The 15297-nt window shown below is 61.9% G+C and carries 12 protein-coding genes; 7 read left to right on the top strand and 5 right to left on the bottom strand.

The window, feature by feature from the left end:
- Positions 1 to 66 precede the first annotated feature (66 nt).
- The 4 genes from G405_RS0105290 to galU all read left to right on the top strand — a co-directional run bounded on the left by G405_RS0105290 (position 67) and on the right by galU (position 5889).
- Complete coding sequence (locus G405_RS0105290; RefSeq protein ID WP_028284554.1) at positions 67 to 1575, top strand: phosphomannomutase/phosphoglucomutase; 1509 nt, start codon at positions 67 to 69, stop codon at positions 1573 to 1575.
- Between the two features lie 71 nt (positions 1576 to 1646).
- Positions 1647 to 2975, top strand: coding sequence for a UDP-glucose dehydrogenase family protein (locus G405_RS0105285; RefSeq protein WP_267878758.1), 1329 nt, complete (start codon positions 1647 to 1649; stop codon positions 2973 to 2975).
- A gap of 135 nt (positions 2976 to 3110) precedes the next feature.
- Positions 3111 to 4934 (top strand): glutamine--fructose-6-phosphate transaminase (isomerizing), encoded by a 1824-nt coding sequence (gene glmS / locus G405_RS0105280; RefSeq protein ID WP_022700466.1) that lies wholly within the window; start codon positions 3111 to 3113, stop codon positions 4932 to 4934.
- Between the two features lie 73 nt (positions 4935 to 5007).
- On the top strand, positions 5008 to 5889 hold the full coding sequence (gene galU, locus G405_RS0105275; protein WP_022700465.1) for a UTP--glucose-1-phosphate uridylyltransferase GalU: 882 nt from the start codon (positions 5008 to 5010) through the stop codon (positions 5887 to 5889).
- On the opposite strand, the gene glmM is transcribed toward galU, so the two are convergent.
- Positions 5886 to 7229 (bottom strand): phosphoglucosamine mutase, encoded by a 1344-nt coding sequence (gene glmM, locus G405_RS0105270; RefSeq protein WP_022700464.1) that lies wholly within the window; start codon positions 7227 to 7229, stop codon positions 5886 to 5888. The genes galU and glmM overlap by 4 nt on opposite strands.
- A 183-nt stretch (positions 7230 to 7412) precedes the next feature.
- On the opposite strand from glmM, the gene G405_RS0105265 reads away from it, so the two are divergent.
- From G405_RS0105265 to cysN, 3 genes are all read left to right on the top strand, one after another.
- On the top strand, positions 7413 to 8525 hold the full coding sequence (locus tag G405_RS0105265; protein WP_022700463.1) for a DegT/DnrJ/EryC1/StrS family aminotransferase: 1113 nt from the start codon (positions 7413 to 7415) through the stop codon (positions 8523 to 8525).
- 219 nt (positions 8526 to 8744) lie between these two features.
- Positions 8745 to 9716: a sulfate adenylyltransferase subunit CysD gene (gene cysD, locus G405_RS0105260; RefSeq protein ID WP_022700462.1), complete on the top strand. Its 972-nt coding sequence runs from the start codon at positions 8745 to 8747 to the stop codon at positions 9714 to 9716.
- A 1-nt stretch (position 9717) separates the two neighbouring features.
- Entirely contained in the window at positions 9718 to 11616 is a 1899-nt protein-coding gene (gene cysN, locus G405_RS0105255; protein WP_022700461.1) for a sulfate adenylyltransferase subunit CysN, read from the top strand.
- A 32-nt stretch (positions 11617 to 11648) separates the two neighbouring features.
- On the opposite strand, the gene cysQ is transcribed toward cysN, so the two are convergent.
- The 4 genes from cysQ to rfbB are packed head-to-tail and all read right to left on the bottom strand — an operon-like array spanning position 11649 to position 15295.
- A complete protein-coding gene (gene cysQ / locus G405_RS0105250) occupies positions 11649 to 12437 on the bottom strand; it encodes a 3'(2'),5'-bisphosphate nucleotidase CysQ (protein WP_022700460.1) in 789 nt (262 codons plus the stop codon).
- 26 nt (positions 12438 to 12463) lie between these two features.
- Positions 12464 to 13348, bottom strand: a complete 885-nt coding sequence (rfbA, locus tag G405_RS0105245) for a glucose-1-phosphate thymidylyltransferase RfbA (RefSeq protein ID WP_022700459.1) — start codon at positions 13346 to 13348, stop codon at positions 12464 to 12466.
- Positions 13349 to 13361: 13 nt separating this feature from the next.
- Positions 13362 to 14252, bottom strand: coding sequence for a dTDP-4-dehydrorhamnose reductase (gene rfbD / locus G405_RS15080; protein WP_022700458.1), 891 nt, complete (start codon positions 14250 to 14252; stop codon positions 13362 to 13364).
- Positions 14249 to 15295, bottom strand: a complete 1047-nt coding sequence (gene rfbB / locus G405_RS0105235) for a dTDP-glucose 4,6-dehydratase (RefSeq protein ID WP_022700457.1) — start codon at positions 15293 to 15295, stop codon at positions 14249 to 14251. Before rfbB ends, rfbD begins: the two co-directional genes overlap by 4 nt.
- Positions 15296 to 15297 lie beyond the last annotated feature (2 nt).

Here is a 15297-nt window from a genome sequence, read left to right as displayed (position 1 = left end):
TCCGTACGCGGCAGAGTTGAAATGAACGTGGGCGCGCCGCAGGCCGCGCCGGCAAAGGGGATGAGAATGCGCACCGATCTTCAGCCGAACACCTGGGATTATGAAACCGAGGCGTTCGTGACGCCGACCGGCTTTCGGGAGTATGACGCGCGCTGGTGGTTCGGCCATCCGGGCTCTGACAAGCCGCCCCAGATCAATCTCTATGGCATACAGGCGCTTGGGCTGGGCCTCGGCACGCTGATCCATGAACTGGGCAAAGAGCCCAAGATCGTCACCGGTCATGATTTCCGCAGCTATTCGCTCAGCGTCAAGCAAGCGCTGGAAGTGGGGCTGATGCAGGCGGGCATTGAAGTCCACGACATTGGCCTGGCGCTGTCGCCGACCGCCTATTTCGCGCAATTTCATCTTGATATTGAATCGGTGGCGATGGTCACCGCCAGCCATAACTCAAACGGTTGGACCGGGGTGAAAATGGGCGTGGAGCGTCCGCTGACCTTCGGCCCCAAGGAAATGACCCGCCTGAAAGAGATCGTCCTCAATGATGAGGGCGTGGCGCGGCCGGGCGGCGGATATGTGCGCGAAATGGGCGTGGCGGACGCCTACAAGGCCGAGCTGTCAGACAGTCTGTCGCTGAAGCGCAAGATCAAGGCCGTGGTCGCTTGCGGCAATGGCACGGCGGGCGCGTTCGCGCCGCAAGTGCTTGAGGCCATGGGCGTTGAGGTCATCGCCATGGATTGCGAGCTCGATCACACCTTCCCCAAATACAACCCCAACCCTGAAGACATGAAAATGCTGCACGCCATGTCGGCGCGGGTGAAGGAGACCGGCGCGGATCTCGGTCTCGCCTTTGACGGCGACGGAGACCGCTGCGGCGTGGTGGACAATACCGGTGAGGAAATCTTCGCCGACAAGGTGGGCCTGATGCTCGCCCGCGATCTGTCCGAGCGCCATAAGGGCGCGAAATTTGTGGTGGACGTCAAATCCACCGGCCTGTTCGCCATCGACCCGGTGCTGAAAGCCAATGGCTGCGAGACCGAGTACTGGAAGACCGGCCATTCCTACATCAAGCGCCGCGCCAATGAGCTGGGCGCGCTGGCGGGTTTTGAAAAGTCGGGCCATTTCTTCCTGCAGCCGCCGGTGGGGCGCGGCTATGACGACGGCATCGTCGCCGCGCGCTGCATTCTGGAAATGCTGGAACGCAATCCCGGCAAGACGGTCGCGGATCTGAAGAACGACCTGCCCGTCAGCTATGGCTCGCCGACCATGTCGCCGGCGTGCTCGGATGAAGAGAAATATGGCGTCGTTGATCGCATTGTGGCGGCTTTCCAGAAACGCCATGCCGACGGCGTACAGCTGGCGGGCCGTACCATCATCGATGTGAACACCGTCAATGGCGTGCGCTTCACGCTCGAGGGCGGCGCCTGGGGGCTGGTGCGCGCCAGCTCCAATACGCCCAACCTTGTGATTGTGGTGGAAAGCCCCGACAGCAAGGACGATGTGAGAGCGATCTTCGCCGCCATCAAGGACGAGCTGGCGAACCATCCCGAGATCGGCGCGTTCGATCAGGAGCTGTAAGAGCGCATCTCAGCCTGTTTTTTTGAGTTGTCACATTCTGGCCGGAATGGCCTATCACAGACGCCTTTTAGATCTCGACTGTCCCAAGGAGACCCCCCATGCGCGTAGCAATGATCGGCACCGGATATGTGGGGCTCGTGTCCGGAGCCTGTTTTGCAGACTTTGGTCACCATGTGACCTGCATCGACAAGAATGCGGACAAGATCGAACAGCTGCGCTCTGGCGGCGTGCCGATTTACGAGCCGGGGCTGGACCTGCTGATCGAGCGCAATGTGCGCGAGGGGCGTCTGGATTTTGAAACCGACCTGACCGAAGCGGTGAAGGCGGCGGATGTGGTGTTCATCGCGGTGGGGACGCCTTCGCGTCGCGGCGACGGTCATGCTGATTTGAGCTATGTCTATGCGGCTGCCGAAGAAATCGCTCAGGCCATGGACGGCTTCACGGTCGTTGTGACCAAGTCCACCGTGCCGGTCGGCACCGGGGACGAGGTGGAGGCGGTGATCCGCAAGACGCGGCCTGACGCGCAATTCGCTGTGGTGTCGAACCCTGAGTTTCTGCGCGAAGGCGCGGCGATCGAAGACTTCAAACGCCCGGACCGTGTGGTTGTGGGGGTTGAGGACGACAAGGCGCGCGAAGTGATGCGCGAGCTCTACCGGCCTCTGTTCCTGAATGAGACGCCGATCGTATTCACCGCGCGCCGGACCTCGGAGCTGATCAAATACGCCGCGAACGCCTTCCTGGCGATGAAGATCACCTTCATCAACGAGATGGCGGATCTGTGCGAGGCCGTCGGCGCGGATGTGCAGCAAGTGGCCAAGGGCATCGGGCTCGATAACCGCATTGGCGGCAAATTCCTGCACGCCGGTCCCGGCTATGGCGGGTCATGCTTTCCAAAGGACACGCTGGCGCTGACGCGCACGGCCCAGGAATATGACAGCCCGGTGCGTCTGGTGGAGACGGTGGTCGAGATCAATGACGCGCGCAAGGCGGCGATGGCCGACAAGGTCATCAAGGCGTGCGATGGCGATGTCGCTGGCAAGACCGTGGCGGTGCTGGGTCTGACCTTCAAGCCGAATACGGACGATATGCGCGACGCGCCCAGCCTCGACATCATTCCGGCGCTTCAGAAAGCCGGCGCGAAGATCAAGGCCTATGACCCGGCCGGCGCGCTGGAGGCGGAAAAGCTGCTCAATGATGTGGAGATGACCACAGGCGCTTATCTGTGTGCGGAAGACGCTGACGTGATGGTGATCATCACCGAATGGAACGAGTTCCGGGCGCTTGATCTTGACCGGGTCCGCGAGTGCATGAAGGGCTCAGTCCTGGTTGATCTGCGCAATATCTATGATCCCGCAGACATGACTGAACGCGGCTTCAAATATGTCAGCATCGGACGATAGCCACAGACTCGCCTGAAACCTGTCGCAGTAATTGTTGAAGCCTTTCGTGCGATTACGGCATGTCTTTCGCTAGTCAGGGTCCAGCGCTCTGACTATCGAAGACAAGCGCGAACGGTTTGAGCTCAGGAGCAGTCTATGTGCGGTATTGTCGGCATTGTCGGTTCGACCCAGGTCACTGAACGTCTCGTGGACGGGCTGCGGCGGCTCGAATACCGCGGATATGATTCAGCCGGCGTCGCTGTCATCACCCCTCAGGGCGTGCTCGAGCGTCGCCGGGCGCCCGGCAAGATCGCCGGTCTGGATCAGGCGATCGCAAGCGCGCCGACCGATGGCGTCATCGGCATCGGTCACACCCGCTGGGCCACTCATGGCGCTCCCACCCTTGAGAACGCGCACCCTCACGCATCGGGGCCGGTGGCGATTGTTCATAACGGCATCATCGAGAACTTTCAGGATTTGCGCGGGGAATTGAAGACTGAAGGTTTTGACTGCGTCACGCCGACCGATTCCGAAGTCATCGCGCATCTGATCGCATCAGGCCTCAAACAGGGCCTCGACATGGCCGCGGCCTTTAATGCGGCGGTGGACCGCTTGCGCGGCGCCTATGCGCTGGCGGCGCTGAACGTGGACGAGCCGGGTGCGCTCTATGTGGCGCGGTCGGGCTGTCCGCTGGTGGTGGGGCTGGGCGAAAGCGAAGGCTATGTGGGCTCGGACTCCCTTGCGCTCGCGGGCTGGACCAACAAGGTGATCTATCTCGAAGAGGGCGACCGCGCGGTTGTGACCGCCGATGACGTGCGCATCCTCGACGCGGAGAAGCGCCCCGCTAATCGCGAAGTGCATGTGTCTCGCGCCGTGGCCGGGTTCGCCGACAAGGGCGAGTATCGCCACTTCATGGAGAAGGAAATCCATGAACAGCCCGACGCCATCGCCCATACCTTGTCGCGCTATGTCGATGTGGATGCCGGGCGGTTCAACACGGGTGAGCTGCTCGATTGGGCCAATATCAATCGCTTGCTGAGCACGGCGTGCGGCACCGCGTATTACGCTGGCGCCATCGCCAAGCACTGGTTTGAAGCTCACGCCCGATTGGCGGTCGAGATCGACGTGGCGTCGGAGTTCCGCTATCGCGATCCGGTGATCGGCCCCAGGGACGCTGCGCTGTTTATCTCGCAATCGGGTGAAACCGCCGACACGCTGGCCGCGTTGCGGTACTGCAAGGCCGCGGGCGCGAAGACGCTGGCGGTGGTGAATGTCGCTGAGTCTTCCATTGCGCGGGAAGCGGACGCGATCGCTCAGACCCAGGCCGGCCCTGAAATCGGTGTGGCGTCCACCAAGGCTTTCACCGCGCAATTGACCGCGCTGGCGTGCCTCGCCATCGGTGCAGGCCGGGCGCGGGGTGTTTTGACCGAAGCGGACGAAGCGCGTTTCGTCACAGAGCTTCTCGAAGCGCCGCGTCTGATCAACGCCGCGCTGGCGGCGGAGCCGCAGATCGAGGTGATCGCTCATCGCCTGACCCAGGTGCGCGATGTGCTCTATCTGGGACGGGGAGTCTACCACCCGCTGGCTATGGAAGGCGCGCTGAAGCTCAAGGAAATCAGCTATATTCATGCCGAAGGCTATGCCGCCGGCGAGCTCAAGCATGGCCCGATCGCGCTGATTGAAGAGGGGACGCCGGTTGTGGTGGCCGCTCCGTATGACGGCCTGTTTGAGAAGACGCTGTCCAACATGCAGGAAGTCGCCGCCCGCGGCGCCGAGGTCATTCTGATCACCGATCAGAAAGGCGCGTCGCTTGCAGGCGACGCGGCGTCCCATGTGGTGACCATGCCCGATTGCCCGGATTTCATCCGGCCCATCGTCGCGGCGGCGCCGATCCAGCTGCTCGCCTATCACACCGCCTCGCTGAAAGGCACGGATGTGGACCAGCCGCGAAATCTGGCAAAGTCTGTGACGGTTGAATAAACCGGCTCGCGCAGACATTGCGGCGGGGCGGCCCACAAGCTATCAACCACGCAGAACACGCTAGGGGGTGAGTATGTCGCGGGCCGTTCGCAAAGCTGTAATTCCGGTCGCCGGGTTCGGGACGCGTGTCCTGCCCGCCACCAAGGTCATCCCCAAAGAATTGCTGCCGGTCTATGACCGACCGGCACTGCAATATGTGGTCGATGAGGCCATCGCCGCCGGGATCGAGCATTTCATCTTCATCACCGGGCGCAACAAGGGCGCGATCGAAGACTATTTCGATCACGCCTTCGAGCTGGAAGCGGCGCTGGCGCAAAAGAACAAGACCGCGCTTCTGGACACCCTTGATGCGCTGCGCCCTGAAGCCGGCGCGTGCAGTTTTGTGCGACAGCAGGCCCCCAAAGGCCTGGGACACGCCATCTGGTGCGCGCGCGATCTGGTAGGCGATGATCCGTTCGCGGTGATGCTGCCCGACATGATCATGGATGGCGCCAAGCCGTGCCTGAAGGGCATGGTCGACGCCTATGCCGGAACGGGCGGCAATATGGTCTCCGTCGAGGCCGTGCCGCATGAAGATGTCTCAAGATACGGCGTGATCGAACCCGGTGAGGACAAGGGCGTGCTTCTGGAAATGACGGGCATGGTGGAAAAGCCGCCCGTCGATCAGGCGCCGTCCAATCTGATGCTGTCGGGCCGTTATATCCTCGAGCCGCAGATCATGGATCTGCTGGGCGCTCAGGCGCCGGGCGCGGGCGGCGAAATCCAGCTGACGGATTCCATGGTCACGCTTTTGAAGAGCCGACCTTTCCACGCTTACAAGTTTGACGGCGTCACCTATGATACCGGCTCGCCGCAGGGCTATCTCGAAGCGTTTGCGGCGATGGCGCTGAAGGCGGACGAAACCGCGAGCACCGCGCTGCTGTCGGGTCTTCTGAACGGTGAGCGGCGGGTTTAGGACGCCGCTTGCCGGATCGCTTCGGCCAGATCTTCGGCCACGGAGGTGACCAGCTGGTCGTCGTCGCCCTGGGTCATCACCCGGATCAGCGGCTCTGTGCCTGATTTGCGCAAGACCAGACGGCCCTGATTGCCCAGTCGGGCTTCGGCGTCGGCTTGCGCCTTCTGCACGCTTTCAAGCTCCAGCGGCGAAGCGCCCTGATAGCGCACATTGATCAGGACCTGCGGGGCCGGCTCGAACAGATGGCAGATTTCGCTCGCGGGCTTCTGCGCGCGGACGCAGCTCGCCAGAACCTGCAGCGCGGCGATCAGACCGTCTCCGGTGGTGGCGTGATCAAGCAAGACCACATGCCCAGACTGCTCGCCGCCCACATTATAGCCGCCGCTGCGCATGGCTTCGACCACATGGCGGTCGCCCACCTGGGTTCTGATCAGCTTGAGGTTTTCTGACGTCAGGTAACGCTCCAGACCGAAATTGCTCATCACCGTGGTCACCACGCCACCGCCGCGCAGCTGGCCGGTGTCATACTGGTCCTTGCCGATGCGGGCGATGATCTGGTCGCCGTCGATCAGATGGCCTTTCTCATCACACAAAATGGCGCGGTCTGCATCCCCGTCGAGGGCGATGCCGATATCCGCGCCCAGCTCGCGCACGGCCGTGATCATGGCGTCTGGCGCGGTGGAGCCGCACTCGCGATTGATATTGGTGCCGTTGGGCGACACCCCGATCGGGTGAACGTCTGCGCCCAGCTCCCACAGGGCGATCGGCGCGGTCTTGTAGCCGCCGCCATTGGCGCAATCGACGACCACCTTGATACCCGCCAGCGACAGCTCGCGCGGAAAGCTCGCCTTGGCGCCCTCGATATAACGACCATAGGCGTCTTTATAGTGATCCAGCTTGCCGATCTTCTCGCCGTCCACGGATGAGGCGTCAGGATCCTGCTCGATCAGGCGTTCGATCTCCAGCTCGCTATCGTCCGCCAGCTTGAAGCCGTCGGGGCCGAACAGCTTGATTCCGTTATCGGTGTAGGGGTTGTGAGACGCAGTGATCATGATGCCGAGATCGGCGCGCATGGAACGGGTCAGCATGCCGATGGCGGGGGTGGGGCAGGGGCCGATCAGGCGCACATCCATGCCGGCTGCGGTCAGCCCGCCCACCATGGCGTGTTCGATCATGTAACCCGACAGACGCGTGTCTTTGCCGATGACGACCATATGCCGCCGTTCGCCCTGACGGACGAAAGAGCCGATGGCCCGGCCCAGCTTCAAGGCGACTTCGGGGGTCATGGGAGGTTGGTTCGCCCGACCGCGAATGCCGTCAGTGCCAAAATACTGTTTCATGGGCTCGGTCCCCGTGCTGGCTACGGTGCTGAGGTGGTAGGCTGATCGGCGGCCCGATGCAATCGCGCGCCCTTGTTGCGCATACGGTGAAATAAAACGACAGGCTTCGTGACTTTTCTCCAAACACCGAAGCCAATATGAGCGTGTCGTCATCTTATTCGCACAGCGTCAGGAATCCGCGCCATGCTGCCTTTCATCGATCTCGCCACACAGCGCGCCCGCCTTCAGCCCAGGCTTGATCAGGCCATCGCCAAAGTTATCGAGGAGGGGCGCTATATCTTCGGGCCTGAAGTCACCGAGCTTGAAGAGCGTCTGGCGCAGTTTGGCGCAGCCAAGCATGCGCTGACCTGCGCCAACGGCACCGATGCGCTGGCCTTGCCGCTGATGGCCTGGCAGGTGGGCGAGAAAGACGCGATTTTCGTGCCGAGCTTCACCTTCGCCTCGACGGCTGAAATGCCGGCGCATCTGGGCGCGCACCCGGTGTTTGTGGACATCGACCCTGACACCTATTGCATGGACCCTGCACATCTGGAGCAGGCGGTCGCCTGGGCGAAGGCGGAAGGCCTGAACCCGCATACGGTGATTGCGGTGGACCTGTTCGGCCAGCCTGCGGACTATCCGGCGATCGCCGAGATCTGCAAAGCCAATGGCATGAAGCTGATCGCTGACAGCGCCCAGGGCTATGGCTGCACCCTGAACGGTCAGCACCCCGCCCAATGGGCGGATGTGACGACCGTCAGTTTTTACCCGGCCAAGCCTTTGGGCTGTTATGGCGATGGCGGCGCGGTGCTGACCCAGGATGACGAGCTGCAGCATCTGATGAAGTCGCTGCGCAATCATGGCGAGGCGGATGAGCGCTATTACTATGCCCGCATCGGCCTCAACTCGCGTCTGGATACGATCCAGGCCGCGGTCCTGTTGCTGAAGCTCGAAATCTTCGCAGACGAAATAAAGAGCCGAAATGTGGCGGCGGACGCCTACGCCAAGGGCTTTGGCGATGTTGTGAAGGCCCCCAAGGTGATCGAGGGCGGCGTTTCCACCTGGGCGCAATACACTGTGGAAGTCGAGGATCGCGACGCCTTCCGCGCCAAGCTGGCCGAGCGTCAGGTTCCGACTGCGGTCTATTATCCGGTGCCGCTGCACCTTCAGGACTGCTACGCCGCGTTCAAGCAGATGCCGGGGGGGCTGCCGGTCACCGAGGCGGCGGCAGGCCGCGTCGTGTCGTTGCCGATGGATGCGTATCTGGAAGGCGAGCGGCTTGAGCAGGTGATCGCAGCGGTGCGTTCTGCGGTCTAAGTCAGCGCGGGCGCAGGGCTTTGATGCTGCGCCGCCAGGGCGAATCTGATGCGTGAAAGCGGGCGGTCCATTCGGGCCGCCCGTTTCATATTCGCTACAAGCGCCCAGAATTATGGTGCGCTGCACACAAGGTTTGATTTGACCGGTTTCTAGACTTTGCAAAAGTCCATAAACTGACTACCACAACCGCTGATCATCTCCTGACCAAGGGACGTCGACATGACCGACATCCACTCGCGTATTCGAGCTTATGCGCAGCGCTTCAATGGCAGCTCCGCCGAGCCGAGACGCCGCCTCTCGCCGCATCTGCAGGCGCTGGAAGCGGAAGCCATTCATATCATGCGCGAAGTGGCGGCGGAGTTTGAGCGCCCGGTCATGCTTTACTCGATCGGCAAGGACTCCACGGTCATGCTTCATCTGGCGATGAAGGCGTTTTTCCCGTCCAGGCCGCCATTCCCCTTCCTGCATATCGACTCCCTGTGGGAGTTTCAGGCCATGGGCGCCTTCCGCGATACGCTGAGCGAAGCGCTGGGGCTCGACATGATCGTCTGGGTCAACGAAGACGGTCGCAAGCAGGCAATCAATCCGTTCACGGACGGCTCGGCCCTGCATACCCAGGTCATGCGCACTGAAGGACTTTTGCAGGCGCTGAATGATGGTCAGTATGATGCGGCTTTCGGCGGAGGCCGCCGCGATGAAGAGAAATCGCGCGCCAAGGAGCGCGTCTTCTCGTTCCGCAACACGGCGCATGCCTGGGACCCGCGCAATCAGCGCCCAGAGCTCTGGCGCACGTATAACACCCGCATCCGCAAGGGTGAGAGCATCCGTGTGTTCCCGCTGTCCAACTGGACCGAAGTGGATATCTGGCAATACATCCTCGAAGAGGACATCCCGATCGTCCCTCTTTATTTCGCAGGCGAAAGACCCGTTGTGGAGCGTGACGGCACGCTGATCATGGTCGATGACGACCGGATGGATTTGCAGGCGGGCGAAACGCCGCAAATGCGCAAGATTCGCTTCCGTACGCTGGGCTGCTACCCGTTGACGGGGGCGGTGGAGAGCGAGGCGGAAACGCTGGACGACATCGTACTGGAGATGCTGACCGCGCGGACGTCTGAACGCGCTGGCCGCCTGATCGATTTTGACGAGGCGGGCTCCATGGAGAAGAAAAAGCGCGAGGGGTATTTCTAAGATGGCTGATGATGCGATCCGCACGGAAGTCACAGAACGCCTCACGCGTGCAGGTGAAAACGGCGTTCTGCGCGTCATTACCTGCGGCTCGGTGGATGATGGCAAGTCGACCCTGATCGGCCGCTTGTTATTTGATTCCAAGCTGCTTTTTGAAGATCAGATCAAAATTCTCGAGCGCGATTCCCGCAAGCACGGCACGGCGGGCGAAGAGATTGATTTCGCGCTGCTGCTGGATGGTCTGGAAGCCGAGCGAGAGCAGGGCATCACCATCGACGTGGCCTATCGGTTCTTCAACACCGAGAAGCGCAAATTCATCGTCGCCGACACGCCCGGCCATGAGCAATATACGCGCAATATGGCGACGGGCGCTTCAACAGCCGACCTCGCCATCATTCTGGTGGATGCGCGCAAGGGCGTGCTGACCCAGACCAAGCGTCATACCTATATCGCCAACATGATGGGCATTCGCCACGCCGTTGTGGCGGTGAACAAGATGGATCTGGTGGATCATTCGCGCGCGCGTTTCCATGAGATCGTGTCCGAGTATCTCGGCATCGCCGAAGACCTGGGATTTGCGTCCATCACGCCAATCCCGATTTCGGCGCGCTATGGCGACAACATCTTCTCGCGCTCGGACGCCATGAAATGGCATGACGGCCCGACGCTGATGGAGCATCTGGAGCGTGTGGACACCAACGCCGACAAGGAAGCGGCCTATGCCTTCCGCTTCCCGGTGCAATGGGTGAACCGTCCCAATCTTGATTTCAGGGGCTTTTCCGGCACGGTCGCTTCGGGGATCGTGGCGCCCGGTGATGACGTGGTGGTCGCCCATTCGGGCAAAAGCGCCCAGATCGCACGCATTGTCACGGCGGACGGCGACCGCGACAGCGCGAAGGCTGGCGATGCGGTGACCCTGGTCCTGGACCGCGAGATCGATATCGCCCGCGGCGACATGCTCACTGATCCGCAGCAGCGCCCTGACGTGTCTGATCAGTTCGCAGCCGAAATACTTTGGATGACCGACGAAGAGATGCTTCCCGGTCGGTCCTATCTGTTGAAGGCCGGCGGTCAGATTGTTCCGGCGTCGGTGACGACCCTCAAGCACAAGCTCAACGTCAACAGCTTTGAGAAAGAGCCGGGCAAGTCGCTCAAGCTCAATGAGATCGGCGTTTGCACCCTGTCGACCTCGCGTCCCATCGCGTTCGACCCTTATACCGATCAGCGCGAGACGGGTTCTTTCATCCTGATTGATCGCTTCACCAACCAGACGGTGGGCGCGGGCATGATCGAGTTCTCTTTGCGCCGGGCGAGCAATATTCACACCCACGCCATGGATGTGAACAAGGATCGCCGCGCCGAAATGAAGGGTCAGAAGCCCGCCGTGCTCTGGTTCACGGGGCTGTCAGGCGCCGGCAAATCCACGATCGCCAATCTGGTCGAGCGCAAGCTGGCGGAAGCGGGGCGTCACACCTATTCGCTTGATGGCGACAATGTGCGCCATGGGTTGAACAAGGATCTGGGTTTCACCGATGTGGACCGGGTGGAAAACATTCGCCGCATTGGCGAGGTGGCCAAGCTGTTCGTGGATGCGGGCCTGATTGTAACCTGTTCGTTCATCTCGCCCTTCCGCTCTGAGCGTCAGATGGTGCGCGAGCAAGTGGAAGCGGGTGAGTTTGTCGAGATCTTCGTCGACGCGCCGCTTGAGGTCTGCATCGAGCGTGACCCCAAAGGGCTCTACAAGAAGGCTCAGGCTGGCGAGATCAAGAACTTCACCGGGTTTGACAGCCCGTATGAAGCGCCAGAGACCGCCGAGATCCACCTCAAGACGGATGATTTGTCGGCGGAAGACGCCGCCGAACGCGTCATCGAGGCGCTGATCGAGCGCGGCTTTATCGGCTAGAGCGGCGTCTGGCTGAGCGTCAGCCGCGGTGACTAGCGCGGCGGCTGACCCCAGGCGACGAACGCGCCGTTCTTGTAGCCGTCAGCGGTCTTGCCATAGCGGAAAGGCGCGCCGTCCGGACCGGTCACCGCGCCGCCGGCGGCGTTCAACACCGCATGGCCCGCGGCGGTGTCCCATTCCATCGTAGGACCAAAGCGCGGATAGAGGTCTGCTTCGCCCCCGGCGAGTTTGCAAAACTTCAGCGATGATCCTGCCGAAATCGCTTCGACAACACCCCTGGCTTCGGCGAAGGCCTTGGTTTGGTCGTCTGCGTGAGACCGGCTCATCACGGCGGTCATGCCGGCGTCTGGCGTGGAGCGAGTTCGGGCTGCGGACAGCCGCGAGTCGTCCAGGGTTTCGCCAGGCTCGAACATGCCCGTAAAAGCGGTCTCGCCCCCCAGATAAAGCTGCTTGAGGGCCGGAGCATAAACTGCTCCTGCGACGGGCGCGCCGTTCCGGATCAACGCGATATTGATGGTGAATTCGCCCCGTTTGGCGATGAATTCCTTGGTGCCGTCCACCGGGTCCACCAGCAGGAACTCGTCGCTGACGCTGGGCCGCACGCCCGCCTCAAAGCTTTCTTCGGCGAGAACCGGCGTGTCGGGCAAAAGCTTCGCCAGCGCGTCCAGAATGATCACTTCAGCGCGTTTGTCCGCTTCGGTGACCGGAGACTTGTCGGCTTTTTGCTCGGGCGTGAAGTCGCTCTCATAAACCTCCATCACCGGGATGGCGGCCTCAAGGCAGATCTGACCGAAAGAACGTGCGAGAGCGTCGAGAGGCATGGTCAGATCCTTTGTCGGGTGATCGGCTAGCGGCGTTCCGACTTGAGCAAATTCTTCAGATACGCGCCATAGGCGTTGGGGATGGCGTTGGCCGTTTTCTTGAGTTGTTCGTCAGTGATGAAGCCGTTGCGCCAAGCGATCTCTTCAGGGCAGGCGATCTTGAGACCCTGGCGTTTCTCGATGGCGCGCACATATTCCGTTGCTTCCACCATGCCTTCGACCGTGCCGGTGTCCAGCCAGGCGACGCCGCGCGACAAAAGCTGAACCTTCAGCTGCCCGCGCTCCATATAGGCTTCGTTGACGGAAGTGATCTCAAGTTCGCCGCGTGCGGACGGCGTGATCGACTTGGCGATCTCGACAACGCTGGAATCATAGAAGTAAAGCCCGGTCACCGCCCAATTGCTGCGCGGTTTTTTCGGCTTTTCCTCCAGGCTGATGGCGCGACCCTCATCATCAAGTTCGACAACGCCGAAAGCGGTCGGGTCGGCCACATGATAGGCGAAGACCAGCGCGCCTTCGTCAAATTCGCCGGCCGTGCGCAAGCCTTCAACCAGGCCTGCGCCATGGAAGAGATTATCGCCCAGGATCAGGGCCACATTGTCGTCGCCGATGAAGTCTTCACCGATCAGGAAGGCTTCGGCCAGGCCGCGCGGCTCGTCCTGTTCGGCGTACTGGATGGTCACGCCATAGCGCGAGCCGTCTCCGAGCAGGGTTTCGTACGAGGATTTCGCCTCTGGCGTGGTGATGATCAGGATTTCACGGATGCCGGCGAGAAGAAGCGTCGAAAATGGATAGAAGATCAGCGGTTTGTCGTAGATCGGCAGGAGCTGCTTTGACACCGCCAGCGTAATCGGGCGCAGACGACTGCCCAGCCCCCCGGCCAGAATTATGCCTTTTGTTGTTTTCGACATGACGGATGCTCACTCAACCTATGCGCTGCTCATAGCGTTGAGCGATCACTTCAGGCAAGCCCGCGCGCCAGTCCCCGGCTCCGATTCCGGTCGCGTCCAGCAAGGCTTGCGCATCCAGTCGCGTGTCTTTGGGACGGTCTGCAGGTTGCGGAAAGGCGGTTGAATCCACAGCCGTGATCACAGGTCCGGTGCTCAGGTAAGGCCGCGCCAGTTCCGCTGCGGCGTGCGCGAAATCGTACCAGCTGGCATAGTCTCCGCCTCTATAATGAAAGACGCCGCTCGGCCGCTCATCTCTCGCGGCAAGGGTCAGGAGCGCCTGCGCCAGATCGGGCGCCCAGCTGGGCGTGCTGATCTGGTCATCGACGACCTTGAGAGGCTGCCCCTGGTCGAGACGGTTCAGGATGGCGTTGAGAAAACTGCCGCCGCGTGCGTCAAAGATCCAGGCGGCGCGGAGGATCAGCGCTGTATCGCAGACATCGAGGATGGCCTGCTCGCCCTCATGCTTGGTGCGCGCGTAGACATTGAGCGGATTGGTCGCCGCCGTTTCGGCATAGGGCGCCTGCCCCGGCGTTCCGTCAAAGACATAGTCCGTCGAGACGTGGAGTAACCCGACGCCGCGCGCCTGACAGGCCGCCGCCAGCCGGGCCGGGCCGGCGCAATTGAGCGCATGAGCGGCCATTTCGTCGTTTTCCGCGCCGTTCACATCGGTGTAGGCGGCGGCGTTGATCACGATCCGGGGGCGATGATGATCCAGCAAAGCAGCGGGGTCATGCTGGGCCAGGTCGAACTGATCCCGCCCGCAGGCCGTCACAGCGTCGCTTTGCGCCGCCAGCGCCCGCGCCAATTGACCATTGCGCCCGATCACCAGGATCGGGGCGTCGGCGTCCGTGCGGTCCGGCGTCATGCGCTGAGACCCAGCCGTTCACCCTGATAGCTCTTGTCGAGAATCGGTCGCCACCAGTCTTCATGAGCGAGATACCAGTCCAGCGTTGCGGCGAGGCCGTCTTCAAAGCTGACCGACGGGCTCCAGCCGAGCTTGGCTTTGATCGTGCTGGCGTCGATGGCGTAGCGCTGGTCATGGCCGGGGCGATCGGTGACGAACTGGATCTGAGCGGCGCGGTTTGAGTCTGCGGGGCGAACCGCATCCAGCCGGTCGCAAATGGCCTGAACCACTTGCAGATTGGTGCGCTCGGCGTCGCCGCCAATGCAATAGGTCTGCCCGGCCTCGCCCTGGCTGACCACCAGCTCCAGCGCCCGCGCATGATCATCCACATACAGCCAGTCGCGCACGTTTGACCCGTCGCCATAAACCGGCAGGGCTTCGCCTGACAGCGCTTTCAGGATCATCAGCGGGATCAGCTTTTCAGGAAACTGCCGCGGCCCGTAATTGTTGGAACAGTTCGACACCCGCACATCCAGCCCGTAGGTGCGGCCCCAGGCGCGCGCCAGATGGTCAGACGCCGCCTTGGAGGCGGAATAGGGCGAGGACGGATCATAGGCCGTGGTCTCTGAGAACTTGCCGTCGTCTCCCAGTGAGCCGAACACTTCATCTGTGGACACATGCAAGAAGCAGAACCGGTCCGCCGCGGCGCCGCGCGTGTCGCGATAGGCGCGCGCGGCCTCTAAAAGCGTGAACGTGCCCAGCACATTGGTGTCGACGAAATCCTTGGCGCCGGTGATCGAGCGGTCCACATGGCTTTCCGCCGCCAGATGCATCACGGCATCGGGTTCAAACCGGTCAAACGCCTGAGCCACCGCCTCGGGGTTGCGGATGTCGGCGTGCAGGAAGCTGTAGCGGGGATGATCCTCAAGGTCCGCCAGTGAGGCGGGTGAGGCGGCATAGGTCAGCGCGTCTATATTGAGCACGTCCCAGCCGGTTTCAAGCACCAGACGCCGCACCAGCGCCGAGCCGATAAAGCCCGATCCGCCCGTCACCAAAACCCGCATGC

It is taken from the genome of Oceanicaulis alexandrii DSM 11625 (genome assembly GCF_000420265.1).
GTDB classification, from domain to species: domain Bacteria; phylum Pseudomonadota; class Alphaproteobacteria; order Caulobacterales; family Maricaulaceae; genus Oceanicaulis; species Oceanicaulis alexandrii.
This window is presented reverse-complemented; position numbering and strand designations above follow the sequence as displayed.

Coding starts and splice junctions, on each gene's coding strand:
- rfbD (WP_022700458.1), bottom strand. CDS start 14,252: ATGACGCCGGACCGCACGGACGCCGACGCCCCGATCCTGGTGATCGGG.
- G405_RS0105265 (WP_022700463.1), top strand. CDS start 7,413: ATGCTGCCTTTCATCGATCTCGCCACACAGCGCGCCCGCCTTCAGCCC.
- cysN (WP_022700461.1), top strand. CDS start 9,718: ATGGCTGATGATGCGATCCGCACGGAAGTCACAGAACGCCTCACGCGT.
- glmS (WP_022700466.1), top strand. CDS start 3,111: ATGTGCGGTATTGTCGGCATTGTCGGTTCGACCCAGGTCACTGAACGT.
- cysD (WP_022700462.1), top strand. CDS start 8,745: ATGACCGACATCCACTCGCGTATTCGAGCTTATGCGCAGCGCTTCAAT.
- rfbA (WP_022700459.1), bottom strand. CDS start 13,348: ATGTCGAAAACAACAAAAGGCATAATTCTGGCCGGGGGGCTGGGCAGT.
- glmM (WP_022700464.1), bottom strand. CDS start 7,229: ATGAAACAGTATTTTGGCACTGACGGCATTCGCGGTCGGGCGAACCAA.
- galU (WP_022700465.1), top strand. CDS start 5,008: ATGTCGCGGGCCGTTCGCAAAGCTGTAATTCCGGTCGCCGGGTTCGGG.
- rfbB (WP_022700457.1), bottom strand. CDS start 15,295: ATGCGGGTTTTGGTGACGGGCGGATCGGGCTTTATCGGCTCGGCGCTG.
- G405_RS0105290 (WP_028284554.1), top strand. CDS start 67: ATGCGCACCGATCTTCAGCCGAACACCTGGGATTATGAAACCGAGGCG.
- cysQ (WP_022700460.1), bottom strand. CDS start 12,437: ATGCCTCTCGACGCTCTCGCACGTTCTTTCGGTCAGATCTGCCTTGAG.